23 protein-coding genes and 1 tRNA gene are annotated in these 23,955 nt (G+C 70.7%); 4 read left to right on the top strand and 20 right to left on the bottom strand.

From position 1 onward, the window contains the following. Positions 1-53: 53 nt before the first annotated feature. A complete protein-coding gene (locus tag ACFQW8_RS11860; protein ID WP_380087576.1) occupies positions 54-2,087 on the bottom strand; it encodes an FAD-dependent oxidoreductase in 2,034 nt (677 codons plus the stop codon). A 189-nt stretch (positions 2,088-2,276) separates the two neighbouring features. Then, positions 2,277-3,653 (bottom strand): cystathionine beta-synthase, encoded by a 1,377-nt coding sequence (locus ACFQW8_RS11855; protein WP_380087573.1) that lies wholly within the window; start codon positions 3,651-3,653, stop codon positions 2,277-2,279. 128 nt (positions 3,654-3,781) lie between these two features. Here ACFQW8_RS11855 and ACFQW8_RS11850 point away from each other — a divergent pair, with 128 nt between their 5' ends. Further along, positions 3,782-4,855, top strand: coding sequence for an SGNH/GDSL hydrolase family protein (locus ACFQW8_RS11850; RefSeq protein WP_380087572.1), 1,074 nt, complete (start codon positions 3,782-3,784; stop codon positions 4,853-4,855). Positions 4,856-4,901: 46 nt separating this feature from the next. On the opposite strand, the gene ACFQW8_RS11845 is transcribed toward ACFQW8_RS11850, so the two are convergent. Both ACFQW8_RS11845 and ACFQW8_RS11840 read right to left on the bottom strand, forming a co-directional pair. Further along, on the bottom strand, positions 4,902-5,171 hold the full coding sequence (locus tag ACFQW8_RS11845) for a hypothetical protein (RefSeq protein ID WP_380087570.1): 270 nt from the start codon (positions 5,169-5,171) through the stop codon (positions 4,902-4,904). 3 nt (positions 5,172-5,174) lie between these two features. After that, entirely contained in the window at positions 5,175-6,035 is an 861-nt protein-coding gene (locus ACFQW8_RS11840; protein ID WP_380087569.1) for a Bax inhibitor-1/YccA family protein, read from the bottom strand. Positions 6,036-6,219: 184 nt separating this feature from the next. Between ACFQW8_RS11840 and ACFQW8_RS11835 the strand changes: the two genes are divergently transcribed. Further along, entirely contained in the window at positions 6,220-6,783 is a 564-nt protein-coding gene (locus ACFQW8_RS11835) for a VanZ family protein (protein WP_380087568.1), read from the top strand. Positions 6,784-6,789: 6 nt separating this feature from the next. Here the strand turns inward: ACFQW8_RS11835 and ACFQW8_RS11830 are convergent. The 3 genes from ACFQW8_RS11830 to ACFQW8_RS11820 form a co-directional block, all read right to left on the bottom strand. Further along, a tRNA-Leu gene (locus tag ACFQW8_RS11830) sits at positions 6,790-6,864 on the bottom strand. Positions 6,865-7,000: 136 nt separating this feature from the next. Then, positions 7,001-8,080 carry an HAAS signaling domain-containing protein gene (locus tag ACFQW8_RS11825; protein ID WP_380087567.1) on the bottom strand — a complete coding sequence of 360 codons (1,080 nt, stop codon included), beginning with the start codon at positions 8,078-8,080 and terminating at the stop codon, positions 7,001-7,003. Further along, on the bottom strand, positions 8,077-8,409 hold the full coding sequence (locus tag ACFQW8_RS11820) for a PadR family transcriptional regulator (RefSeq protein WP_380087566.1): 333 nt from the start codon (positions 8,407-8,409) through the stop codon (positions 8,077-8,079). Before ACFQW8_RS11820 ends, ACFQW8_RS11825 begins: the two co-directional genes overlap by 4 nt. A 214-nt stretch (positions 8,410-8,623) precedes the next feature. Here ACFQW8_RS11820 and ACFQW8_RS11815 point away from each other — a divergent pair, with 214 nt between their 5' ends. Next, a complete protein-coding gene (locus ACFQW8_RS11815; RefSeq protein WP_380087564.1) occupies positions 8,624-9,352 on the top strand; it encodes a TetR/AcrR family transcriptional regulator in 729 nt (242 codons plus the stop codon). Here the strand turns inward: ACFQW8_RS11815 and ACFQW8_RS11810 are convergent. From ACFQW8_RS11810 to ACFQW8_RS11780, 7 genes are all read right to left on the bottom strand, one after another. After that, positions 9,336-10,286 (bottom strand): Ppx/GppA phosphatase family protein, encoded by a 951-nt coding sequence (locus ACFQW8_RS11810; RefSeq protein WP_380087562.1) that lies wholly within the window; start codon positions 10,284-10,286, stop codon positions 9,336-9,338. The genes ACFQW8_RS11815 and ACFQW8_RS11810 overlap by 17 nt on opposite strands. Continuing rightward, positions 10,283-10,810, bottom strand: a complete 528-nt coding sequence (locus ACFQW8_RS11805) for a DUF501 domain-containing protein (RefSeq protein WP_380087560.1) — start codon at positions 10,808-10,810, stop codon at positions 10,283-10,285. The genes ACFQW8_RS11810 and ACFQW8_RS11805 overlap by 4 nt, the downstream gene beginning before the upstream one ends. Further along, the gene (locus ACFQW8_RS11800; RefSeq protein WP_380087558.1) at positions 10,807-11,241 is read right to left on the bottom strand and encodes an FtsB family cell division protein; all 435 of its coding nucleotides are present in this window, start codon (positions 11,239-11,241) and stop codon (positions 10,807-10,809) included. Before ACFQW8_RS11800 ends, ACFQW8_RS11805 begins: the two co-directional genes overlap by 4 nt. Before the next feature lie 116 nt (positions 11,242-11,357). Continuing rightward, positions 11,358-12,659: a phosphopyruvate hydratase gene (eno, locus tag ACFQW8_RS11795; RefSeq protein WP_380087556.1), complete on the bottom strand. Its 1,302-nt coding sequence runs from the start codon at positions 12,657-12,659 to the stop codon at positions 11,358-11,360. Between the two features lie 210 nt (positions 12,660-12,869). Beyond that, positions 12,870-13,817: a pseudouridine-5'-phosphate glycosidase gene (locus ACFQW8_RS11790; protein ID WP_380087553.1), complete on the bottom strand. Its 948-nt coding sequence runs from the start codon at positions 13,815-13,817 to the stop codon at positions 12,870-12,872. Next, a complete protein-coding gene (locus tag ACFQW8_RS11785) occupies positions 13,814-14,962 on the bottom strand; it encodes a PfkB family carbohydrate kinase (protein WP_380087551.1) in 1,149 nt (382 codons plus the stop codon). The genes ACFQW8_RS11790 and ACFQW8_RS11785 overlap by 4 nt, the downstream gene beginning before the upstream one ends. 101 nt (positions 14,963-15,063) lie before the next feature. Further along, on the bottom strand, positions 15,064-15,420 hold the full coding sequence (locus tag ACFQW8_RS11780; protein ID WP_380087548.1) for a MerR family transcriptional regulator: 357 nt from the start codon (positions 15,418-15,420) through the stop codon (positions 15,064-15,066). 87 nt (positions 15,421-15,507) lie between these two features. Here ACFQW8_RS11780 and ACFQW8_RS11775 point away from each other — a divergent pair, with 87 nt between their 5' ends. Next, a complete protein-coding gene (locus tag ACFQW8_RS11775) occupies positions 15,508-16,221 on the top strand; it encodes an SDR family oxidoreductase (RefSeq protein WP_380087546.1) in 714 nt (237 codons plus the stop codon). A gap of 10 nt (positions 16,222-16,231) precedes the next feature. Here ACFQW8_RS11775 and ACFQW8_RS11770 read toward each other — a convergent pair whose 3' ends face one another. The 6 genes from ACFQW8_RS11770 to ACFQW8_RS11745 form a co-directional block, all read right to left on the bottom strand. Next, positions 16,232-16,750 carry a hypothetical protein gene (locus ACFQW8_RS11770; RefSeq protein ID WP_380087545.1) on the bottom strand — a complete coding sequence of 173 codons (519 nt, stop codon included), beginning with the start codon at positions 16,748-16,750 and terminating at the stop codon, positions 16,232-16,234. A 122-nt stretch (positions 16,751-16,872) separates the two neighbouring features. After that, the gene (locus ACFQW8_RS11765; protein ID WP_380087544.1) at positions 16,873-17,379 is read right to left on the bottom strand and encodes a hypothetical protein; all 507 of its coding nucleotides are present in this window, start codon (positions 17,377-17,379) and stop codon (positions 16,873-16,875) included. A 48-nt stretch (positions 17,380-17,427) separates the two neighbouring features. Further along, positions 17,428-18,174 carry a MazG family protein gene (locus ACFQW8_RS11760; protein ID WP_380087543.1) on the bottom strand — a complete coding sequence of 249 codons (747 nt, stop codon included), beginning with the start codon at positions 18,172-18,174 and terminating at the stop codon, positions 17,428-17,430. 4 nt (positions 18,175-18,178) lie between these two features. Next, a complete protein-coding gene (locus ACFQW8_RS11755) occupies positions 18,179-18,727 on the bottom strand; it encodes a hypothetical protein (protein ID WP_380087541.1) in 549 nt (182 codons plus the stop codon). After that, entirely contained in the window at positions 18,724-22,332 is a 3,609-nt protein-coding gene (mfd, locus tag ACFQW8_RS11750) for a transcription-repair coupling factor (protein WP_380087540.1), read from the bottom strand. Before mfd ends, ACFQW8_RS11755 begins: the two co-directional genes overlap by 4 nt. A gap of 92 nt (positions 22,333-22,424) precedes the next feature. Next, positions 22,425-23,942: an oligosaccharide flippase family protein gene (locus tag ACFQW8_RS11745; RefSeq protein WP_380087539.1), complete on the bottom strand. Its 1,518-nt coding sequence runs from the start codon at positions 23,940-23,942 to the stop codon at positions 22,425-22,427. Between the last annotated feature and the right edge of the window lie 13 nt (positions 23,943-23,955).

Below are 23,955 nucleotides of genomic sequence, written 5' to 3'. Positions count from 1 at the left end.
AGTGCCACGGTGCGGGTGCGTGACGGGGCCGAGCGCCCCCCAGATCACCGGGCTCAGATCCGGGCGGCGAGCTCGGTGCCCTGGCGGATGGCGCGCTTGGCATCGACCTCGGCGGCGACATCGGCTCCGCCGATGACATGGACGGGTATGCCGCTGTCCCCCATCTCGTCGGCCAGCGTCCTGACCGACTCCTGGCCGGCGCAGAGCACGACACTGTCGACCTCGATGACGCGCGGCGCCGCGGCCCCCTCGCCGTCACCGAAGGACACGTGCAGCCCCTCGTCGTCGATCCGGTCGTAGAACACCCCGGTCACCTGCTCGACACCCTTGGCCCTGAGCGCGGCCCGGTGCACCCAGCCAGTCGTCTTGCCGAGCCCTTTGCCGATGCCAGAAGCCTTGCGCTGCAGCAGGATCACCTCGTGCTTCGGCGTCTCGACGACGGCGGTCGCGAGCCCACCGCGCGACACGGCCGGGTCACCCACGCCCCACTCGGCGCGCCACAGCGCCAGGTCCAGCGTCGCCGACGGCTGCGCCGTGAGGAACTCGCTGACGTCGACCCCGATCCCTCCGGCACCGATGACCGCCACCCGGGGCCCCGCGACCCGCTCACCACGCACCAGCTCTGCATAGGTCATGACGGACGGATGGTCCACACCCGGGATGGACGGCACACGAGGGACCACGCCCGTCGCCACGACGACCTCGTCGAAGCCGCCCTCGCGGAGCTCGTCAGCCGTCACCGTCCGCCCCAGGTGCAGCTGGACCCCGGTCACCTCGATGCGGCGTCGGAAGTAGCGGATCGACTCGGCGAACTCCTCCTTGCCGGGGATGCGCTGGGCGATGGCGAACTGCCCACCGATGTCGTCGCGCGCCTCGAACAGCTCGACGCGGTGCCCACGCTCTGCCAGCGCGGTGGCGCACGCCAGACCAGCCGGACCGGCGCCCACGACCGCCACCCGGCGAGAAGCCCGCGTCGGACCCAGCACGAGCTCGGTCTCGTACACAGCGCGCGGGTTGAGCAGGCACGTGGCCCGCTTCTTCCTGAACGTGTGGTCGAGGCACGCCTGGTTGCAGGCGATGCAGGTGTTGATCTCGTCGGTGCGCGACTCGGCGGCCTTGCGCACCCACCCGGGGTCGGCGAGGAAGGGCCGCGCCAACGACACCAGGTCGGCGTCCCCGGCGCCGAGGATCCCCTCGGCCACCTCGGGCATGTTGATCCGGTTCGTGGCGATGACCGGCAGCGACGTCTCGGACTTGAGGCGGGCGGCATACGACGCAAAGGCGGCGCGGGGCACGGAGGTGACGATCGTCGGGACGCGAGCCTCGTGCCAGCCGATGCCGAGGTTGAGCACCGTGGCCCCCGCAGACTCGACCTCACGCGCCAGCGCCGCGACCTCGTCCCACGTCTGGCCGTCGGGCACGAGGTCGATGGCCGAGATGCGGTAGACGACGAGGAAGTCCGAACCGACCTCCTCGCGGATCCGACGCACGATCTCCACTGCGAAGCGGCGACGCTTCTCGGGGGTCCCACCCCAGGCGTCGGTGCGCCTGTTGGTGCGCGGTGCGAGGAACTGGTTGATGAGGTAGCCCTCGGAGCCCATGACCTCGACCCCGTCGTATCCCGCCTCTCGCGCCAACCGGGCCGACCGCACGAACGCGTCGATCGTCCGCTCGACCCCTCTCGCCGACAGGGCACGTGGTCGGAACTTCGAGATCGGGCTCTTGATCGCCGACGGCGCGACGCACCACGGCGTGTAGGCGTAGCGACCAGCGTGCAGCAGCTGGAGGGCGACCCGACCGCCCTCGGCGTGCACCGCGTCGGTGATGACGCGGTGCTGGCGCGCCTCACGCGTCGTCGTCAGCTTGGACGCCAGCGGGAGCAGCGTGCCCTCGATGTTGGGCGCGAACCCACCGGTGATGATCAGCGACGCACCACCACGGGCCCGCTCCGCGAAGAACGCCGCCAGCTTGGGGAAGTTCCGCGCGCGGTCCTCGAGACCGGTGTGCATCGACCCCATCACCACCCGGTTGGGCAGGGTCACGTGGCCGAGGTCGATCGGCGCGAGCAGGTGCGGATAGGCAGTCACTACTCGAGAGTAGGGACACGCCCGCAATGCTGGCGACGCCTGCGGATGTGTTCCTGCTCTCGCTGGGTGGGCCGGGCCACCAGTCGGCGTCCCTCAGCCCGAGTGTCGGAGGTCAGGGTCGACCCGGAGGTGCGTGACCCCCGATCCCCGACATCCGCGGTGCGTCAGCGTCGGGTCATCGCAGGGGGCCTAGTCGACGAGGTGACCCAGCAGGTCGGCCCGGGTGAGGACGCCGACTGGCTTGCCGTCCTCGATGACGAGCACGGCGTCGGCCGTCTCGAGCTCGTGCCGCGCCGTGGCGACCGGCTCCCCCGCGCCGACGAGCGGCAGACCCGCGCCCATGTGCTTCTCGACCGAGTCGTGCAGCGTCGCCTTGCCGACGAAGAGCAGCTCGAGCAGCTCGCGCTCACTCACCGAGCCTGCGACCTCGCCGGTCATGACCGGCGGCTCGGCCTTGACGACGGGCATCTGCGAGACGCCGTACTCGCGCAGGATCTCGATGGCGTCGCGGATGGTCTCGTTCGGGTGGGTGTGCACGAGCGCGGGCAGCTCACCGGTCTTGGTGCGCAGGATGCTGCCGACCGTGGTCCCGCCGCCCGAGTGCATGAAGCCGTAGGAGCTCATCCAGTCGTCGCTGAAGATCTTCGCCATGTAGCCGCGACCGGAGTCGGGCAGGAGGACGACGACGACGGCCTCGGCAGGCAGGTCCTTGGCGACCTCGAGGGCCGCGACGACCGCCATGCCGCACGAGCCACCGACGAGCAGGCCCTCCTCGCGGGCGAGGCGACGGGTCATGGCGAAGGAGTCGGCGTCGGACACGGCCACGATGCGGTCGACCACCTCGGGGTCGTAGGCGCTCGGCCAGAAGTCCTCACCGACACCCTCGACGAGGTAGGGGCGGCCGGAGCCGCCGGAGTAGACCGAGCCCTCCGGGTCGGCGCCGACGATCTGCACGCGACCGCCCTCGCGGGTCTTGCTCTGCTCACGCAGGTAGCGACCGGTGCCGGTGATCGTGCCGCCGGTGCCGATGCCCGTGACGAAGTGCGTGAGCTCACCGTCGGTGTCGCTCCAGATCTCGGGGCCGGTGGTCTCGTAGTGGGAGGCGGGACCCATGGGGTTGGAGTACTGGTCCGGCTTCCACGCCCCCTCGGTCTCGCGCACGATCCGGTCGGAGGTCGAGTAGTAGGAGTCAGGGTGGTCCGGGGAGACGGCGGTGGGGCACACGACGACCTCGGCGCCATAGGCCTTGAGGACGTTGCGCTTGTCCTCGCCCACCTTGTCGGGGCACACGAAGATGCACTTGTAGCCCTTGCGCTGGGCGACCAGGGCCAGGCCCACCCCGGTGTTGCCGCTCGTCGGCTCGACGATGGTGCCGCCCGGCTTGAGCGCGCCGGACTCCTCGGCGGCCTCGACCATCTTGAGGGCGATGCGGTCCTTCACGGATCCGCCCGGATTCATGTACTCGACCTTGGCCAGGACGGTCGCGGCGATCCCGTCAGTGACGGAGTTCAGCTTCACGAGCGGGGTGTTGCCCACGAGGTCGGCGATGTGCTCGGCATACTTCATGGGCCCATTCTCCCATCTCTCGCACCCGAGCCCGAACGCCCCGCTCAGTGCCGGTATGCCGGACGGGAACACACACGTCCGTGCCTCGCGTTAGCGTGGACGGACGAACGAGGAGGCTTGAGGCAGTCATGGGACGCGCACGACGGGCACGCAAGATCGCAGCGACAGCGGCATACGGGGGTGGCGGCCTGGCCGCGGCGAGTGCTGCGCTGGGGGCGGTGAGCTACGGCGTCATCCGGGGTGAGGCGATGCTCGCCCGCCGACTGGTCGGGAAACCCTTCGACTCCTCCCCCGACGACAACGGCACCTATGGCGCGGGTCCCGGTGAGCCGATCGAGATCCTCGTGATCGGCGACTCCAGCGCTGCCGGCATGGGCGCGCACCATCCGCACCAGACGGTCGGAGCGATCGTCGCAGGCGGCGTCAGCGCTCTCATGGGCCGCAGCGTCCACCTGACCAACCGGGCTGCCGTCGGCGCCGAGTCGAGCGACCTCGAGCGCCAGCTCGCCGACGGGCTCGAGTCGGTGACCCTGCCCGACGTCGTGCTCATCATGGTCGGCGCGAACGATGTCACGCACCGCGTCGACCGGGCCACGGCCGTGCGTCATCTGGAGGTGACCGTGAGGCGGGTGCGCGCCCTGGGGAGCGAGGTCGTCGTCGGCACGTGTCCCGACCTGGGCACCATCGAGCCGCTCGCCCAGCCGTTGCGCCTGTTGGCTCGCCGGTGGAGCCGCGACCTCGCGGCGGCCCAGACCATCGCCGTCGTCGAGGCAGGTGGTCGCACGGTGTCCCTGGGTGACCTCCTCGGCAAGGAGTTCGCGGCCTCGCCCAAGACGATGTTCAGCGAGGACCGGTTCCACCCCTCGCCGGCCGGCTACGCACGGGCGGCCGCCGCGCTGCTGCCGTCGGTGTGTGCGGCGCTCGGTGTGTGGGGACACGACACTGCCGACCGCCCGCCCGAGGCACGTCGTGGCGAGGGGGTCGGGCCGGTGGCCGTGGCGGCTGGGCAGGCGGTCAAGGACCCGGGCACGGAGGTGTCGCCCACCGAGGTCGGCGGTCAGTCGCGTGGCCCGCGAGGTCGCTGGGCGGTGCTGTTGCGGCGCCGCCCCGACGCCGTGCCGGACCCGCTCGACCCCGAGCCCGAGCCGGACGACGTCGACCTGGCCTCAGCCAGCCCCGAGGACGCGGACACCGCCCGGTGACGCGGCACTAGCCGCGACGGGCGGCGAGTTCGCGGTCAGGCGTGCGTCAGGGAAGGCTGCGACGCAGGTCGGCGAGGCGGTCGGCGAGGTCGACGACACCCGCTGACGCGGCGTCCCACACGAGGACCCGCAGCTGGTCGATGAGCACTATCGGACCCAGCTCGGGCACCGGCTGACCCGCCGTCGTCGCGGCGAGGTCCTCGACGAGCTCGCGCACCATCCCGGACGCAGCGAGCGCGTGGTCCGCTGACAGCTCTCGCCATCTGCGGACCACGCGCTCGAGCTCCCGAGAGACGTCCTCAGGCAAGCGGTTCATGTCTCACTCGCGCATGCGGGCGAACAGGCGCAGGAACTCGATGTAGAGCCAGACGACCGTGACGATGAGGCCGTGTGCGAGGAGCCAGCTGTACTTCTGCGGGGCTCCCGTCGCGATCGCGCGCTCGATCATGTCGAAGTCGAGGGCGAGCGAGACCGAGGCCAGGCCGACGGCGAAGAGCGAGATGCCGATCCCGAGCGGGCCGCCGCCACCGATGCCGAACGGCGTGTCGGTGACCATGGCGTAGATGAAGTTGACGACCGCGAAGATCGCGTAGCCGAAGATCATCATCGTGACGATGCGACGGAACTTGGCGGTGACCTTGATCAGCCCGAACTTGTAGGCGAGGAACATGCCGGTGAACGTCGCGACCGTGGCCAGCGCCGCCGTGGGCACGACGCCCTCGTAGATCTCCTCGAAGACCTGGCTGACCGCACCGACGAAGAGACCTTCGAGGACGGCATACCCGACGATGAGCGGAACGCTCAGGGTCTTCTTGAAGGCGATGACGAGGCCGAGGACGAGCGTGCCGATCATGCCGCCGATCAGGAGCATGAAGCCGAGTCCGGGGTTCTGGTCGGCGACGACCCACCCGACGGCGCCGAAGCCGAGGACGAGGGTGAACAGGCCCAGCGTCTTCATGATGACGTCGTCCATGGTCACGCGGCCGGTGTCGGTCGGACCTGCGGTGGGCGCGTTGTACATGTCCTGGAGCTGCTGCTGCGAACCCCACTGGTCGGTGGCGCCCTGCTGCGCGTACGAGACGTTGCCCGGGTTGGCCCCCTGGGTGCCCTGGCCCTGGAATCCGGCATAACCGGACTGGGCGTCCTTCTCAAGTCGGTTGAAGGCCGGGTTGCTGGCCATCGTGTCCTCCGTATGTCTGGCGCGGTGGCGATCCACCACGTCGTTCACCTATTCAATCGTGTCTGGGGCCCGCTGTGTTCCCGCGCCACGGTCTCCTGTGCACAACGATCGGCTGCGCGACCTGTCGTGCGCGTATCAAGAGACGTATACGCCCGGGCAACACGGGACCGCGTTGACTCGGCGGATGACGTCCAGCCGCCGCCTCCTCGCCGCCCTCTTCGTCGTCTACCTCGTCCTGCTCACCTGGGTCGTGATGTGGAAGCTCGAGGTGCCGAGCGTGGGTGGCGGCTTCCGCAACGTGAAGCTCACGCCCTTCGTCTCCAGCAACGGCGACGGCGCCAGCCAGCCGAGGGAGGTCTGGGCGAACCTGCTGCTCTTCGTCCCCTTCGGTGTGTATCTCTCGCTGCTCGGGCCGCAGTCCTCTCGCTTGCGGGTGATGCTCGCGGCGGCGGCCACGAGCATGACCTTCGAGGTCGCGCAGTACGTCCTGGCGGTGGGACGCACCGACATCACGGACGTCATCGTCAACACTGCGGGCGCGGTGGTCGGGATGACCTGCGGCCTCATGGCGCGGCACGGGCTCGGCGCGCGAACCCACCGGATCGTGGCCCGCGCATCCGCAGTCGCGACCGTTCTCGCACTGGCCGGGTGTGCGATCTTCGCCGGCACGCCCCTGCGCCACGGACCGCCGGACGTGGTGTGCGACAGCCATGGATCGTGCCGCACGGGCGCGGACCTCGTCCGCTGACGATCGTGCCCCCGACGGGACTTGAACCCGCACCGGGAGCGATTTTAAGTCGCCTGCCTCTGCCAGTTGGGCCACGGGGGCGAACTCACCCTAAGCCCTCGCTGGCGCCCGCAGACGTGGCCGGGTTCGCGACCAGGGTCGCGGACATCGTGGGTATGCCGCCCGCTCCCGTCCGCAGTCCCGGTCACCCCTGCGACCGGGACTGCGGACGCGAGGTTCACCTCGACGCGCTGGAGCTCGGCGTCGGGGTGGGAGTCGCCGAGACCCCTGAGCTCGGCGACGTCGGTGGGGCCTGAGGAGCGGCCGTGGGGGAGGGACCGACGCTCGCGCCGGGCGTCGCAGTCGGAGTCGTGTCGGGGCTGGGTTCGACCGTCGGCACCGGACCGGGCAGGGGCGTGATCGCCAGTGGCGGCGTCCAGTCCGAGTCACCCATCGGCTCCCAACCCGAACGAGCGTCCCACCGCAGGGGGAACACGTCGCGCGGGACCATGATCTCGCCCGTCCTCGGGTCGCGGAGACGTTCCAACGCGTCGAGGTCGTCGGTCCCGTAGATGAAGTCCTCGGCCACCTGGAGCGGGCGCCCGTTCTGGTCCAGGAGCCGGACCTTGTCGATGCGACGCCCGGTCTGGTCGTAGGCGTAGACGTTGGTGACGGGCTCCCCGCTGTTCGTCAGACCGCCGCCGGGTCCGTACGACGCCTGCGCCTCCGCGTCGTAGGCGTCGTCGTTGCTGATGGGAGCCCGGTCGAACAGCGCGACGAACGCGATGGGCAGAAGCAGCACGGCGGCGATGTTGCCGACGACCCGAACCGGTGAGATCCAGCCGCCGGTGAGCACGCGCTGGCGCACGAGCAGGCCGAGGACGACCGAGACGAGCGCGCCGACCACACCGTAGAAGACCGACGGGCCGCCGATGAGCCACATCGGGGCCGCGGCCAAGACGAAGCCACGGATGGCCCACCACAGCGGGCGGAGATCCCTCAGCCAGGGCATCGCCGTGAGCGCCTTGTCGCTCTCGCTGGACCACCAGCTCGCGAGGCGCTCTCCCACCGGCTTCCTGGGCCCGACCACGCTCGCGCGGGGAGGAAGGCCGGCAGCGGAACGCAGCTCTGCGGCATACGCATCCGGTTCTCCCAGACGGTCGCGCAGCGTGCCCTCGCCCGGTTCGGCCAACCTCTCCGCGAGGTCGGCCTCCATGCCCGTCGTGAACTCCTCGACGTCCTCGACCGGCAGGTCGGCCAGGGCCGCTCGGACCTGCGTCACGTAGTCACGGACCTCCGTCGACACCGTGCTGTTCATGACTTCACTCCTGCCTCGTCGAGGAGGCCGGCCATCGTCCCTGCGAAGGCGGCCCACGTCTTGCCCTGCGTCGCGAGGGCGGTGCGGCCCTGCGCGTTGATCCCGTAGTACTTGCGGTGAGGGCCCTCGTCGCTCGGGACGACGTAGGACGTGAGCGCCCCCGCGCTGTAGAGGCGACGGAGCGTGCCGTAGACCGACGCGTCACCGACGTCCTCGAGGCCTGCGGCCCGGAGCCGTCGAACGACGTCGTAGCCGTAGCCGTCCTCGCGGGCCACGACGGCCAGAACGGCGAGGTCGAGCACTCCCTTGACGAGCTGTGTGGCGTCCATGCTGCGGGCACCCCCCTGCTTCTCTCGTGCAACCACCGACCTGGTGGTGCACATCGCACACTACTACGCATTGCGCATTACCGCGTCAGCAACAGGACCGGCGTGTCGGCCGGCCGCACTCGTCGCCGGCATCCCTGCGAAGACACCGAACGGGCGCAGACGCGCCGGTAGGATCGGGGCCACCCGCGCAGCACAGATCGGATGTCTCCACCGCATGACGCCCACGGCCAGTCCTGGCTCTCCGGAGGACCCGCGCCACCCGGACTCCGCCGGCGCGCGTCGGCGTGGGCCGGTCAAGGGCACCCCGCGGGCGCCACGCATGAAGCGCGAGGAGCGCGAGCGCCAGCTGCTCGACGTCGCCGAGTCGGTCTTCGCCCAGCACGGCTACCAGGACACGACCATGGAGGCCATCGCCGCTGCGGCCGGCATCACCAAGCCGGTCATCTACGACCACTTCGGCTCCAAGGAGAACCTCCTCGTCGCCGTCGTCGCCCGCGCCCGCGAGGACCTGCTGTCCTCCACTGCGGCCGCCCTCGACGCGCTCCCGCCGCACTCCCCCGTCGAGGCCCACTTCCGGGCGGGCGTGCGCGCGTTCATGCAGTTCTTCGAGGCGCGCCGGGGGAGCTTCCGGGTCTACATGCAGGAGTCCGCGGTCGCCGTCGTGGCCGGGCAGGACATCGAGAGCCTCCGGCAGGCCCAGGCCCGGGACATCGCCGAACGGTTCAGCGACAACCCGGCGATCGCGGCATACCCCATGGTCCATCGCGAGGCCATGGCCGAGATCATGATCGCCACCAACGAGCGGGTCGCGGCCTGGCGTCTGCGCAACCCCGAGATCGACCTCGACACGGCCGTCGAGATCGTCATGTCGGTGCTGTGGAACGGTTTTGGCTCCTACACCGCAGACACGGTGCCTGCCGTCGAGGTCAGCCCGAGCAGCTGAGTGCGATGCCGTCGAGGATGTCGTGCTCGGACGTGACGACGTCGGCATGCGGCGATCGCTCCAGCACGCGACCCAGGACCTCGTGCCAGATGAGTGCGCCCGCACCGATGACGTCGACCCGGCCGGGATGCATGTAGCCGAGCGCTGCGCGCTCCGCGGTGGTCGCACGGAGGAGGCTCTGCGCCGACTCCCGGTGCGCTGCCGGCGTGAGTCGTGCGAGGTGGATCCGAGCCGCTTCGTATGCCGTGAGTGCCAGTGCGTGGGCCGTCACCGTCGTGATGCTGCCGGCCAGGCCGACGACGGTGGCGATGCCGGAGAGGTCCACGACCTCCTCGGCGCGGTCGATGGCCGCCCTGATGTCGGCCGTCGCAGCCTCGACCTCATCATCGGTGGACGGGTCGCTCGTGAGGTGTCGCTCGCTGATCCGGACACACCCGACGTCGACCGACCGGGCAGCCTCCACCTCGGTCGTCCCACGCACGAACTCGGTCGAACCGCCACCGAGGTCGATGACGAGGTAGGGCCCGGGGACCTGCCCCACGACGAGGTCACCGGTCGCCCCCGTGAAGGAGAGGTCGGCCTCGACGTTGCCGCTGACCACCTCTGGCGAGACGTCGAACTCCGCTGCAGCGAAGGCCTTCTCGACCCCGGAGACGAAGTCGGCCGCGTTGCGGGCATCGCGCGAGGCGGAGGTGGCGACGAACCGCACCTGTTCGACGGAATGCTCACGGCACTGGGCGGCATACTCGCGTGTCTGGAGCAGGGTGCGCTCCATCGCAACGGGGTCGATGACACCGGTGCGGTCCACGCCGTAACCGAGCCGGACCACCTCGGTGCGCCGCACCACGTCCGTGAGGCGACCGGCATCGTCGATGTCGGCGATGAGCAGGCGGATCGAGTTGGTGCCGCAGTCGATGGCGCCGACGCGGGTCACTGCTCGTCGTCCTCGGCCAGCTCGGGGCAGGGGTGGGTCGCCCACCAGTCGGGCAGCAGGTCGAGGGCCTCGTCGCCGAGGGGGTTGACTCCCGGACCGACGCTCAGCGAGTGCGCGACGAGGACGTGCAGGCACTTGACGCGGGTGGGCATGCCGCCTGCGCTGATGCCGTCGATCTCGTCGACCTGCCCCAGCTCGGAGCGCCGGGTGAGGTAGTCGTCGTGTGCCGCGGCATAGCGAGCCGCGAGGTCGTCGTCCTGCTCGAGACGATCGGACATCTCTCGCATGACGCCCTGCGACTCGAGGGTGCTGATGGCGCCGGTGAGCCTGGGGCAGGTGGCGTAGAACGAGGTCGGGAAGGGCGTGCCGTCGGGCAGGCGCGGCAGCGTGCGCAGGACGTCGGGCTCACCGCAGGGGCACCGATGGGAGACCTCGACGACACCGCGCGGGATGCGTCCGAGCTGGCGCTCGACGGCGTCGAGATCCTCCTGCGCGACCGGTGCGCGCCCTGGCTGCGCCGTCACCGGCGCTGGTTGGCGGGCACGTCGGCCGCCTTCATCGAGGACCAGATCGTGTCGTACCAGGGGTCGTCGCTCTCGCCGGCCCGAGCGACCGTCGGGTCGCGCTTGTCGACCTTGGGGTCGATCACGGTGTAGGACTTCTCGCCGACCTTGACGAACTTGAGCCGGGTGCGGGCCTGCTGCTCGACGTAGGCCGGGTCCTCCCACCGCACCTGCTCCGACTGCAGCTCCTCGACGGTCGCCTGTTGCTCGGCGACGCGCTCGCGCAGCGAGCTGATGTCGGACTGCTGCTGCAGGTAGGCGCGCAGGGTGGGCGCGACGAGGATGACGAGGAAGAGCAGCACGACGCCCATGCCGACGCGGCGGACGGTTCGACGGTTGGCCCGGGCGGCGTTGAGGCGGTCACGCCAGCCGTTGGTCGTCTGCGCCGCCATGTTGCCGAGGGCCGCTCCCCGCGGGGCCCGGGCGCGCGGCGACGGCCGAGAGGAAGCCGGGCGTCGTGGTGACGACCCCGGTCCTCGACTGCTGCCACGCGCCATCGGGTGACCCCTCAGGCCTGGTTGCCGACGGCGAAGCGCGGGAACGCGGCAGCTCCGGCATACTCCGCGGCGTCGTCGAGCTCCTCCTCGATGCGCAGGAGCTGGTTGTACTTGGCGACGCGCTCGGAGCGGGCAGGCGCACCCGTCTTGATCTGGCCACAGTTCGTCGCGACGGCGAGGTCGGCGATTGTCGTGTCCTCGGTCTCACCCGAGCGGTGGCTCATCATGCAGCGGAAGCCTGCTCGCTGAGCCATCTCGACCGCGTCGAGGGTCTCGGTGAGGGTGCCGATCTGGTTGACCTTGACGAGCAACGAGTTGGCCGTGCCGGTCGCGATGCCGCGGGCGAGGCGCTCGGGGTTGGTGACGAAGAGGTCGTCGCCGACGAGCTGGACCCTGGTGCCGAGGCGGTCGGTCATGGCCTTCCAGCCGTCCCAGTCGTCCTCGTTGAGCGGGTCCTCGATGGAGACGAGCGGGTAGGCGTCGACGAGCTCGGCGTAGTAGTCGACCATCTCGGCCGCGGTCTTCTGGCCGCCCTCGAAGGCGTAGGTCCCGCCATCGGCCTCGTCGAAGAACTCGCTGGCGGCGACGTCGAGGGCGAGCGCGATCTCCTCGCCCGCCTTGTAGCCGGCCCGCTCGATCGCCTCGAGGATGAGGTCGAGCGCGGCGCGGTTGCTGTCCAGGTTGGGGGCGAAGCCACCCTCGTCACCGAGGCCGGTGGCCAAGCCCTTCTCCTTGAGCACGGCCTTGAGCGCGTGGTAGACCTCGGTGCCCCAGCGCAGGGCCTCGCGGAAGGTCTCGGCGCCGATCGGCGCGATCATGAACTCCTGGATGTCGACGTTGGAGTCGGCGTGGGAGCCACCGTTGAGGATGTTGAGCATCGGCACGGGCAGGACGCGCGCGTTGGGGCCACCGAGGTAGCGGAACAGCGGCAGTCCGGCGGACTCGGCGGCGGCCTTGGCCACGGCCAGGCTCACCCCGAGGATCGCGTTGGCGCCGATGCTCTCCTTGTTCTTGGTCCCGTCGATGGCGATCATCTCGGCGTCGATGAGGCGCTGGTCGTGGGCCTCGAAGCCGAGGAGCTTGGGGCCGAGGTCGTCGATGACGGCGTCGACCGCCTTCTCGACGCCCTTGCCGCCGTAGCGGTTCTTGTCACCGTCCCGGCGCTCGGCTGCCTCGAAGGCGCCGGTCGAGGCGCCGCTGGGGACCGCTGCGCGGGCGATGGTGCCGTCGTCGAGGGCGACCTCGACCTCGACGGTGGGGTTGCCTCGCGAGTCGAGGATCTCGCGTGCTCCGACGGCGTCGATGCTGGCCACTGATGCTCCTGGGGTGGGGAAGATGGGGATCGCCTTGAGCCTAGCCAATCTCACCGGTCACCCGTCCGACCGACCCGCATGCCGGCATACCCGGCTGGTCTGCCCGCGAGACGAGCACGTCCTGACGAGACGACCAGCTCCGGCTGGACGTCTCGTCGCGGACTGGTCGTCCCGAGAGAAAGCCACGTGGGGTATGCCGGGTGGCTCGGTTCAGCTGACCGGCGCCACTGCCGCGTAGGCCCCGGCCAGGGCGGCGCCGAGGCGGGCGTTGCTGCGCACGAGCGCGATGTTGGTCTCCAGGCTCGCGCCGTCGGAGAGCTCGACGATCCGCCCGAGGAGGAAGGGGGTGATGTCCTTGCCGGTGATGCCCCTCTCGCCGCACTCGGCGACGGCCCGGTCGATGAGTGCAGAGATCGCCTCCGGCGCCATCTCGTCCTCGGCGGGGACCGGGTTGGTCACGGCGATGCCACCGGCCAGCCCGAGATCCCACTTGACCCGCATCATCTCGGCGAGCTCCTCCACCGTGTCGGAGCGCATCGGGGCCGAGAAGCCCGAGGAGCGTGAGTAGAAGGACGGGAACTCGTCGGAGCCGAAGGTCACGACCGGCACGCCCAGGGTCTCGAGGACCTCCAGGGTGCGCCCGATGTCGAGGATCGACTTCACCCCGGCCGAGACGACGGCGACATCGGTCAGGCTGAGCTCGGTGAGGTCGGCGGAGACGTCCATCGAGTCCTCGGCGCCGCGGTGCACTCCCCCGAGCCCACCGGTGACGAAGACGCGGATGCCGGCGAGCGCGGCCAGGCGCATCGTGCTGGCGACGGTCGTCGCACCGTGTCGCCTGGTCGCCATGACGTGCGGGAGGTCGCGGATGCTCACCTTGGCGACGTCCTCGTGGGTGGCGAGCAGCTCGAGCTCGTCAGCCGAGAGGCCGATGCGCGCGACGCCGTCGAGGATCGCGATCGTCGCGGGGGTCGCGCCTCCCTCACGGACGATCTGCTCGACCTCGCGGGCCATCTCGACGTTGCGCGGGTAGGGCATGCCGTGGCTGATGATCGTCGATTCCAGCGCCACGACGGGACGGCCGGCGGCGAGGGCCTCGGCCACCTCGGGCGCGAGCGCGAGCGCGGGGTGGGGGTGGGCGGACGTGCTCGGGGTCATGGGTTTCCTTGCTGGGAGGTGAGGCGCCCGGTCACGAGCGCGTGGGTGAGGTCGGGGCGCACGGTGTGCCCCGACTCGGTGGTCAGGGCAGCGGTGGCCTGGCCGAAGGCTGCTGCGGCGACGGGGTCGTCGTCACGGAGGAGTGCGTGGACGAAGCCGGCGGTCATCGAGTCACCTGCGCCGGTGACCTCGACCACCTCGCCGCTGACCCGGGTGTCGGTCGTGACCTGAGGGCGACCGGCGGGGTCGGCCGGGTCGGTCGCGGCCGTCGAGAGGAGGCTGCCGCGAGCACCGCGCCGGACCCACACGTGCTGGACTCCGCGCCCGTGCAGCTCGGCGGTGGCGCGACGGATGTCCGCGACGGTGTCCGCGACGTCATGCCCGACGAGGGCTGCGAGCTCGGCGATGTTGGGGGTCACCGCGAGGATCGGACGGCCGGCGTCGAGCAGGGGTCGCAGCCGACGGGCCTTGACCACCGACACGGGCTCGATGACCACAGGCACGTCGCCGAGCCGCGCGACGTCGCACAGCCAGGTCGCGACCTCGATCGGGATGTTGCCGTCGACGACGAGCAGGTCGCAGTGCTGGATGAGTGAGCGCGCCGGCTCGATGTCGGCGACGGTGAGGGAGTCGGTTGCGCTCATGTCCGAGACAGCGACGGAGAGGTCCCCGTCGTGGTCGAGCACGGCGAGATAGGTGCCGGTGGGCCGGACGCCCACGACGACGTGGTCCAGCTGCACCCCGGCGCTTCTCGTGTGCGCCAGGAGCTCGTCGCCGAAGGCGTCGCTCCCGACCGCCGCGACGAGGTGGGTGGGGGTGCCGAGGCGGGCGAGGTTCTCGGCGATGTTGCGGCCGACGCCTCCCGGGTGGGTGGTGATGTGGCCCGGGTTGCTCGTCGCCGGGTCGAGCGCCGAGCCGGAGCGGGCCTTGACGTCCATGACGGCGCCACCGACGACGACGACCGCAGCGTCACCCCGCACGAGGTAGCCGCGCCCGAGGATCGCGCCTTTGCGGGTGAGGTTGGAGAGGGCGACCGAGACCGCGGCCTTCGTCGTGCCGAGCCGCTCGGCCAGTCGCGCGGCATCGAGCAGCGGGTCGGCACGGAGCAGGCGCAGGATCGTCTGTTCCTGCGGGGTGAGCTTCACATTGGAAAGTCAAGCACTACTTGTCTTTACTAGCAAGTTCTGGTGACCCGCTCCGGTCGGCACGTGCAGGGCAGGGGCCGGCGCGCCGGGCTGCGGTCACGCTAGACGGTCGTCGCCAACCGGGCTCTTGCCGCCCGCACGACACCGTCCAGCCGGTTGCGGGTCGCGGTGAGCTCTCGGACCTTCTCATCGATACGCGCCCGCTCGGCCACGAGACGTCCCACCATCGCCGGGGTCGTCGTGCCCGAGTAGATGCACGGCAGGATCTCGACGACGTCACGGCTGGCGACACCGGCTCGGAACAGCAGCTGCACGAGATCGACGCGCTCGACGGCGTCCTCGTCATACACGCGCTGGCCGCCTGACGTCCGTCCGGACAGGATCAGCCCCTGCTCCTCGTAGTAGCGCAAGGACCGGACGCTGGCTCCGGTCCGCCGCGCGAGCTCACCGATCTTCACAGAACCTCCTCGGGTGACGTGAGTGACGTGGTTCACAGCGGTCGGGACTTGAACCTCACATTGGTGTCATATTTTAGCGTGGGACTCATGAAGATCACACAGTCCACAGCGCTCGTCACCGGAGCGAACCGCGGCCTGGGACGAGCGTTCGCCCTCCGGCTCCTCGAACGGGGCGCCGACAGGGTCTACGCCACCGCGCGCAGGCCCGAGACCGTCGACCTACCAGGGGTGGAGGTGCTGCCGCTCGACATCACGGACCCGGGTGCCGTGCGTGCCGTCGCCGAGGCTGCGCAGGACGTCGACCTGCTGGTCAACAACGCTGGCATCTCCACGATGCAGGACCTCGTGACCGGCGATCCGGACCTCATCCGCGCCGAGCTCGAGACCCATTTCTTCGGCACCCTCGCGATGACACGCGCCTTCGCTCCGATCCTCGCCCACAACGGTGGCGGCGCGATCGTCAACATCATGTCGGCCCTGTCGTTCCGGGTCTTCCCCGGAAGCGGTGCGTACGCAGCGGCCAAGGCGGCCGAGTGGGCGCTGACCAACAGCACCCGGATCGAGCTGGCCGGGCAGCAGACCCAGGTCGTCGGTGTGCACCTGGCGGCGACCGACACCGACATGATGGCCGGGTGGGACATCCCCAAGAACCGTCCCGACGACGTCATCCGGGTGGTGCTGGACGCTCTGGAGGCCGGTGACCTCGAGGCGCTGGTCGACGAAGACACGCGTTCGGCCAAGGCCCTGCTGTCCGGGCCGCTGGAGCAGATGTACCCGGACCTCGCCGCGCGGCGCGGCTGAAGCCCACCAATCAGGGGAAGACGTCAGCCGCGCTGAACAGTCCGCTGCTGTCCCGGAAGACCACCACGACGCGCAGGTCGTCGATCCGGCCCCCTCCACGGCAGATCGTCGTCACGTCGGTGGCCACCTCGGGAGTGTCGGGGCAGGTCAGGTCGTCGTACCCGTCCTCCGCGAGCGCCTCTGCCAGCACCGCTCCGGACACCGACCCGTCTGCGGCCACGGTCACCCTCTCGGCACCGTCCAACGCGCCCGTCTCACCCTCGTCGTAGTCGGCGCCGAACAGGCCACCGGTGAGGAACCCGAAGAAGAGCATGGGGAGCACCATGGTCAGCGCCATGGCACCGATCCCACCGATGAACACACCGACGACTCCGGCGACCCAGGGGTTCAGACCGGCGGAGCGAGGTGCGGGAACGGGATATCCCACGTATGCCGGATACGCACCGTGGAAGGGCTGACCACCCGGGGCTCCCTGACCCGGCACGACGTAGGGGCCCGGACCGGGTGGCAGGGGCGGCTGGTTCGTCAACGCGGGCTCCTCGGGGCCGATCAGGTGGCTCAGGATCGCACGCCTGTCGAGCGCCTGTCCGGGCCTTGACCGGTTCGTGACCGGCCGACCGTCCTCGAGCCGGCCTCCCGGACGTGGCGCCGCTACTGGCTGAAGACCTCGGCCGTCTCGAAACGTCCGCTGTCGTCGAGGAACACCACGACCACGCGGTACTGGTCGTAGCCGTCGTCCACCCGGCAGAGCGTCGTCACGTCCTCGGCGGCCCGGGGCGTCGCCGGACAGACCACCTCCTCGTAGTAGCCGCCGCCCCCGACCTCGAGCACGGCGTCGGCCAAGGCTGGTCCGGGGACACTGCCGTCGCCAGCCACGTCGACCTGGCCGCGCCAGTCCTGCGCCAGGTCGTCGACTCCCTCCCACGGCAGGGGGCCGCCGGTCGCGACCCAGAGCATCGCCCCCGCGGCGACGGTGAGCAGCACACCACCGATGGCTCCCAGGGCAGCGGCGAGCCACGGGTTCAGCCCCCGCGACGGCGGCGCAGGCGGGACTATTCCTCCGTATGCCGGGTGGCCGGCATACGGAGACGGCGCACCATGACGGACCTGCCCGGCGTGGGCATGCGGTCCGGGTGGCCGCGGCGGCTGGTACGACATGGGTGGCTCCTCAGTCCTGGGTCGCCCCAGAGTGACACGGACGCAAGGTCAGCGGCCGTGCTTGGCGGCCTTCTCCTCGGCCTTGATCTGGGCCCACGCCTCCTCGACCTCTGCAGGTGTGGATGCGTCGCCGTCGGCGAAGACGTGCGGGTGGCGACGGACGAGCTTGTCGACGAGCAGCCCGGCGACCTCGTCGATGTCGAACTCGTCCTCCGGCACCTGCGCGTCCTCGGCCACCCGCGCGTGGAAGAGCACCTGGAGCAGGACGTCCCCGAGCTCCTCGGCCAGATGCTGTCGGTCGCCGGACCCGATGGCCTCGACGGCTTCCCCGGCCTCCTCGGTGAGGTACTTCGCGAGCGACTCGTGCGTCTGCTCGGCGTCCCAGGGGCATCCGCCCGGCGAGCGCAGCCGGTCCATGACCGCGACCGCGTCGAGCAACCGTGAACCGGGCACGTCCCACGAACCCACGATGACCTCGACCTCGGGCGGGACGTCCAGCCGCGACACCTCCGACGCGATGGCGTCGGTGAGTCCGGGGTCGGCGTCCGAGGAGCCGAGCCAGACGACGTCGGTCTCGAGTGAACGGTCCACGAGCAGCCGCGCCAGGTCGGGCGCAGACAGCTCCGCGCCCACCTCATCGACCGAGAGCCCCGACTCGACGACGGCCTCGACGACCGGCTCCGACACGTCGCGACACAGGCGAGCGGTCGCCGACTCCACGGCATACCAGGCACTGCGGGACAACAGACCCGGCGCGACGCGCGGGCTGGTGACGAGGAGGCTCAGGCGCCCCACGGCGTCACTGAGCCGGCGCGGCAGGCGGGGCCGACTCGGCCGGCGCGGGCACGAGCCAGTTGGGCCGCTCGAGGACGACGGCTGCCTGCTCGGGGTCGAAGCGGCCGTAGCGCGGGTTGATGGTCATGTCGAGAGCGGCGAACTCCTGGGTGAGGGCCTGGCGTCCGGCGTCGTCGATCTGCTGGAGGCTGGCCTCGGCCTGCAGGACCTCGACCGTCGAGTCGGACACCGGCTCGTCGTACTCGTTGAAGGCTGCTCGCGCCGCCGACTCGCTCTGGGCCTTGCCGGCCTTGACCGCCGCCTCGTTGATGTAGGGCGCGCGGATGAGCAGGGTCAGCGCCTGTCCGGCCGTGATGGGCTGCTCCGGCTGGAAGGCTCCGTTGATCTGCTCGGTCGCATCTCGCACCTGCTGCTCGGTGATGACGCGACCGTCGACGACCGCAGCGGTCTCAGCCGACGTCGTTCCCGAGCAGGCGGACAGCGCGAGGGCGCCCGCGAGGGCGAGAGCGGTGGTGCGAGCCTTGACGGCCTTCACTTCGGTTCCCTTCGTCATCGGGTGGACTGCGCCACCCTTGCTGCTTCTCCGACATTGTCCATGACGACGGTCCGGATGACCGAACCCGCCCACTCGAGGACCGCGTGGTTGCGCAGCGGCTGCCCTCCGACCCGGGCCGTCATGGGTTTGGGCACGAGGATCGTGCCGAGCGCCTCCTTGACGATCGAGCCGGGATAGAGCCGCTGGAGCCGCAGCTCCTGGCTCTCGCGCAGCTCGACCGGGCCGAAGCGCACGGTCATGCCCTGGACCGAGATGTCCTTGATGCCCGCGGCCCGCGCCACGGTGCGCAGCCGCGCCACCTCGATGAGGTTGCGGACGGCCTCCGGCGGCTTGCCGTAGCGGTCGACGAGCTCGGCCTCGATCTCGGCGAGCGCGGTCTCGTCGGCCACGGTCGCGAGCTTCTTGTAGGCCTCGAGGCGCAGCCGCTCGCCCGGCACGTAGTCGTGGGGCAGGTGGGCGTCGACCGGCAGCTCGATCTTGATCTCGCCGATCTGCTCGTCCACGTCACCCCGGAAGCTCGACACGGCCTCGCCGACGAGCCGGACGTAGAGGTCGAAGCCGACACCGGCGATGTGGCCCGACTGCTCGCCACCGAGGAGGTTGCCGGCCCCGCGGATCTCGAGGTCCTTCATCGCCACCTGCATGCCTGCGCCGAGGTCGGTGTGGCTCGCGATCGTCTGCAGCCGGTCGTGCGCCGTCTCGGTGAGCGGGGCCTCGGGCGGGTAGAGGAAGTATGAGTAGGCGCGCTCGCGACCTCGTCCCACGCGTCCGCGCAGCTGGTGCAGCTGGCTCAGGCCGAGCCGGTCGGCGCGCTCGACGATGAGGGTGTTGGCGTTGGAGATGTCGAGCCCGGTCTCGACGATCGTCGTGCAGACGAGGACGTCGAACTTGTTCTCCCAGAAGTCGAGGACGACCTGCTCCAGCCGGTGCTCGCCCATCTTGCCGTGGGCGGTGGCGATGCGGGCCTCGGGGACGAGCTCGCGGATGCGGGCCGCGGCCTTCTCGATCGTGGACACCTTGTTGTGGATGTAGAAGACCTGCCCCTCACGGAGCATCTCGCGCCGGACGGCGGCAGTGATCTGCTTCTCCTCGTAGGCACCGACATAGGTGAGGACCGGGTGCCGCTCCTCGGGAGGCGTTGCGAGAGTGGACATCTCACGGATGCCGGTGACAGCCATCTCGAGGGTGCGCGGGATCGGTGTGGCCGACATCGCCAGCACGTCGACGGCCGTGCGGAGCTGCTTGAGCTGCTCCTTGTGCTCGACCCCGAAGCGCTGCTCCTCGTCGACCACGACGAGGCCGAGGTCCTTGAACCTGATGCTGTCCGAGAGCAGTCGGTGGGTGCCGATGACGAGGTCGATGGAGCCGTTGGCGAGGCCCTCGATGACCTCGTCGGACTCCTTCTTGGACTGGAAGCGGCTGAGCGCCTTGACCGTCACGGGGAACGGCGCATAGCGCTCGGTGAACGTCTGGAGGTGCTGCTGGACGAGCAGGGTCGTCGGCACGAGCACTGCGGCCTGCTTGCCGTCCTGGATCGCCTTGAACGCAGCCCGCACCGCGATCTCGGTCTTGCCGTAGCCGACGTCGCCACAGATGAGCCGGTCCATCGGGACCTCGCGCTCCATGTCGGCCTTGACCTCGTCGATGGAGCTCAGCTGGTCGGGCGTCTCGACGTAGGCGAACGCGTCCTCGAGCTCACGCTGCCACGGGGTGTCACGCGAGAAGGCATGCCCCTTGGTCGCCATGCGCGCGGAGTAGAGCTGGATGAGCTCGGCGGCGATCTGCTTGACGTAGCGACGGGCCTTGGACTTGGTCTGCTTCCAGTCCGAGCCACCCATCTTGTTGAGCGTCGGCTGCTCACCACCGACGTAGCGCGTGATCTGGTCGAGCTGGTCGGTCGGCACGAAGAGCCGGTCGCCGGGGTGGCCACGCTTGCCGGGGGCGTACTCGAGCACGAGGTACTCGCGCGTCGCTCCCTGGACGGTGCGCTGCATCATCTCGACGAACTTGCCGACGCCGTGCTGCTCGTGGACGACGAAGTCGCCCGGCTTGAGCTGGAGCGGGTCGACCTGGTTGCGCCTGCGCGACGGCATACGCCGCATGTCCTTGGTCGACGGACCCGTCGACGGGGTGCCGGTGAGGTCGGTCTCGGTGAGGACGACGAGGCGGCTCGGCGCGTGCACGAAGCCGCGTCCCAGCTGGGCCGTCGTGACGTGCACGATCCCGGCCTCGAAGGCGTCGAGCGAGGTCTCGAGACGGGCGGGGACCTCTGCCTCGCCGAGGACCTCGACGATGCGCTTGGCCGAACCCTGACCGTCGGTGGCGACGAGGACGCGCCACCCGTCGTCGGTCCAGGTGCGCAGGTCCGCGGCCGCGGACTCGATGTCACCCCGGTATGCCGTGGGGTCCTGGGTGCCGGTCTCCGCGGCTTCGCCCGCGGTCGTCTCGAGGTCGAGCACAAAGGGGGTGAGGTCCCACCACGGGTGCTCGGTCGCGAGCGCATGGTCACGCAGGTCGCCCACGGACCAGAAGGAGGCGGACCCGAGGATCTTCTCGAGGTCGATGGGGACGGCGTTGCCGGCCGCGGCGTTGGCCCAGCCGGCCTCGAGGAACTCCTGGCTGGTGGCGACGAGGTCGTGGGCCCGGGTGCGCACCCGCTCGGGGTCGCAGGCGACGACGGGCGAACCCGTGGGGAAGCTGTCGAGCATCGACTCCATGCCGTCGACGAGGGCCGGCGCGAGCGACTCCATGCCCTCGACGGCGATGCCGGCGGCGAGCTTGTGGAGCAAGTCGGCCGCACCGGGCAGCTGGTCGGCGAGCACGGCGGCGCGGTCACGGACCGCATCGGTGAGCAGCACCTCGCGGCAGGGTGGGGCCCACAGGCCGTGGGCGGCCACCTCGAGCGAACGCTGGTCGGCGACCTTGAACCAGCGGATCTCCTCGATGGTGTCGCCCCAGAACTCGACGCGGAGAGGGTGCTCCTCGGTCGGTGGGAAGACGTCGAGGATGCCACCGCGCACGGCGAACTCGCCGCGCCGCTCGACGAGGTCGGTGCGGGTGTAGGCAGCACCGGCCAGCGCCTCGACGACCGCGTCGAGCTCATGCTCCTCACCGGCGCGCAGGGCGACGGGTGCGAGGTCGCCGAGGCCGGTCGAGATCGGCTGCAGGACGGCGCGCACCGGTGCGACGACGACCGACAGGGGGCCGTGGCTGATGTCGTCGTCGGCGACGGACGCCGGATGCGCGAGCCGGCGGAGCACGGCGAGCCGGCGGCCGACCGTGTCGGAGCGGGGGCTGAGCCGCTCGTGCGGCAGCGTCTCCCAGGAGGGGAAGTCCGCGACCACGTCCGGGTCGAGGACGCAGCCGAGGGCGGCGGTGAGGTCCTCGGCCTCGCGGCTCGTGGCGGTGACGACGAGCAGCGGCAGCCGGTGGGGCGCGGTCGCGCGCAGCCGCTGGACCGCGGCCGCGATGAGCGCCGGCCGGGCGCCGGCGCTGACCGAGACGTCGAGGGTCTCGGTGCCGGGGTCGGTGGCGGTCTCGAGGAGGGAGTGGATCTGGGGGGCGGCGCCGAAGTGGTCGACAACCGGTTGCAGCGTGGGCATCGAGGTCCAGACTAGTTCGGCGCGTGCCGGTCGCCCAGCCGGCCCTGACGACGCTCTCGTGCACCGCCTCCGGCCGTCACGCCGTCACGCCGTCACGCCGTCACGGGGTCGAGCCGCAGGATCCTGCGGACCGGCCTCGTCATCCGGTCGGGCACGGGCAGGATGCCGAGGGTGTCGCGCAGGATCCCGGCAGCCAGCACGCGCAGCACCGCGAGGTACACCACGGCCGTGACGAGCCCACCGATGAGCACCACCACCACGGAAGGACGGGCGTTGTCGAGGGCTGCCATCGTGAGCAGACCGGCCGCCACGCAGGCTGCGGTGGGGGCCAGCACGACGACGAAGGGCCGCGCGACCGTTGCCGCAGGCGCCCCGATGAGCCGGCCCACCAGGACCCACCTGGCCGCTGTCGCCAGGACGGCAACGACCACGAAGCCGACGGCGACGCCGACCAGGCCCCACCGGACCGCGAACACCGTCGTCGCCACGGTCGCGGCGTCGACGACGGCGGCGTAGCCGAGCCATGACCCGGGCTTGGCCAGCCCGTAGAAGAGTCCGTGGTCCACCATCGCCCCGAGCGTGATGATGCCCGCCACGGCCAGCGCCTGGGTCGGCGCCACGCTCTCCCGCCACTGCGGCCCGAAGAGCATCGGGACCAGCACCGGGGCCGTCACGACGATGGCGGCCATGAACGGCGCCACCACCGCGTAGGCGACGCCGAGTGCCTTGGCGTAGGAGCCCCGGACGCGTTCCGCGGTCTCGCGGACACGGGCGAAGAGGACGGTCGAGACGGGGACCAGCGAGGCCGACGTCAGCTCCTGGGCCGTCTGCACGAGACGTTGGGCGATGCTCAGCAGTCCCAGGGTCGCCGGCCCCAGGGTCACGGTGATGACCCAGGCCTCGGCCCACAGCCGAGACGTCGCGACGAGGTCCACGGCCGACACCCGGAGGCCGAACGAGGCCATCCGCCGGAACTCCTCCGGCGACAGCGTCAGCGAGGGCCGCCACCCGGCACGCCACCAGGCGAGGACGGCGATGACCCACTGACCGACGACCACCTGGACCACCAGGGCCCACACACCGCCACCTCCGAGGGCCACCGCGACGGCGAGGACCTGCGCGAGCAGGGCCGCCGCCATGCCCTGGAGTGCGACCGTGCGAAACGCCATGGCCCTCCGGAGCAGGGCCAACGGGACTGCGGCGAGGACCGTGGCGACCACGGCCAGGGCGAGGACACGGAGCACATCGGTGAGCTCGGGGATCGAGAACGCCATCGCGAGGAGCGGTGCAGCCCCGACGAGGCCGGCGGAGAGGACTCCCCCGGCCGCCACGGAGACCCACAGCGCCGTGCTGAGGGTGCGCTGGTCCGGCTCGTCGGCCTGGAGCAGGTAGGTCGAGAACCCGAGGTCGGCCAGGAGGTGCACCATGGGGATGACCGTCATCGCGGCCGCGACGACGCCGAAGTCACGGGGCGACAGCTCACGGGCGAGCACGAGGAGTGTGGCGAAGCCGAAGGCACGGACGACCCACTTCTGGGCCGCCAGCCACGCCACGCCCGCAGCAGCCTGCGCTCCGAGACCCTCCTGGGGCCGGACCTCGTTGGTGCTCATGGCCATCCTCCCC

The sequence above is a fragment of the Knoellia altitudinis genome (genome assembly GCF_042666355.1).
Lineage (GTDB): Bacteria > Actinomycetota > Actinomycetes > Actinomycetales > Dermatophilaceae > Knoellia > Knoellia altitudinis.
This window is presented reverse-complemented; position numbering and strand designations above follow the sequence as displayed.

Coding starts and splice junctions, on each gene's coding strand:
- ACFQW8_RS11855 (WP_380087573.1), bottom strand. CDS start 3,653: ATGAAGTATGCCGAGCACATCGCCGACCTCGTGGGCAACACCCCGCTC.
- ACFQW8_RS11850 (WP_380087572.1), top strand. CDS start 3,782: ATGGGACGCGCACGACGGGCACGCAAGATCGCAGCGACAGCGGCATAC.
- ACFQW8_RS11845 (WP_380087570.1), bottom strand. CDS start 5,171: ATGAACCGCTTGCCTGAGGACGTCTCTCGGGAGCTCGAGCGCGTGGTC.
- ACFQW8_RS11840 (WP_380087569.1), bottom strand. CDS start 6,035: ATGGCCAGCAACCCGGCCTTCAACCGACTTGAGAAGGACGCCCAGTCC.
- ACFQW8_RS11835 (WP_380087568.1), top strand. CDS start 6,220: ATGACGTCCAGCCGCCGCCTCCTCGCCGCCCTCTTCGTCGTCTACCTC.
- ACFQW8_RS11825 (WP_380087567.1), bottom strand. CDS start 8,080: ATGAACAGCACGGTGTCGACGGAGGTCCGTGACTACGTGACGCAGGTC.
- ACFQW8_RS11820 (WP_380087566.1), bottom strand. CDS start 8,409: ATGGACGCCACACAGCTCGTCAAGGGAGTGCTCGACCTCGCCGTTCTG.
- ACFQW8_RS11815 (WP_380087564.1), top strand. CDS start 8,624: ATGACGCCCACGGCCAGTCCTGGCTCTCCGGAGGACCCGCGCCACCCG.
- ACFQW8_RS11800 (WP_380087558.1), bottom strand. CDS start 11,241: ATGGCGGCGCAGACGACCAACGGCTGGCGTGACCGCCTCAACGCCGCC.
- ACFQW8_RS11790 (WP_380087553.1), bottom strand. CDS start 13,817: ATGACCCCGAGCACGTCCGCCCACCCCCACCCCGCGCTCGCGCTCGCG.
- ACFQW8_RS11775 (WP_380087546.1), top strand. CDS start 15,508: ATGAAGATCACACAGTCCACAGCGCTCGTCACCGGAGCGAACCGCGGC.
- ACFQW8_RS11765 (WP_380087544.1), bottom strand. CDS start 17,379: ATGTCGTACCAGCCGCCGCGGCCACCCGGACCGCATGCCCACGCCGGG.
- ACFQW8_RS11755 (WP_380087541.1), bottom strand. CDS start 18,727: ATGACGAAGGGAACCGAAGTGAAGGCCGTCAAGGCTCGCACCACCGCT.
- mfd (WP_380087540.1), bottom strand. CDS start 22,332: ATGCCCACGCTGCAACCGGTTGTCGACCACTTCGGCGCCGCCCCCCAG.
- ACFQW8_RS11745 (WP_380087539.1), bottom strand. CDS start 23,942: ATGAGCACCAACGAGGTCCGGCCCCAGGAGGGTCTCGGAGCGCAGGCT.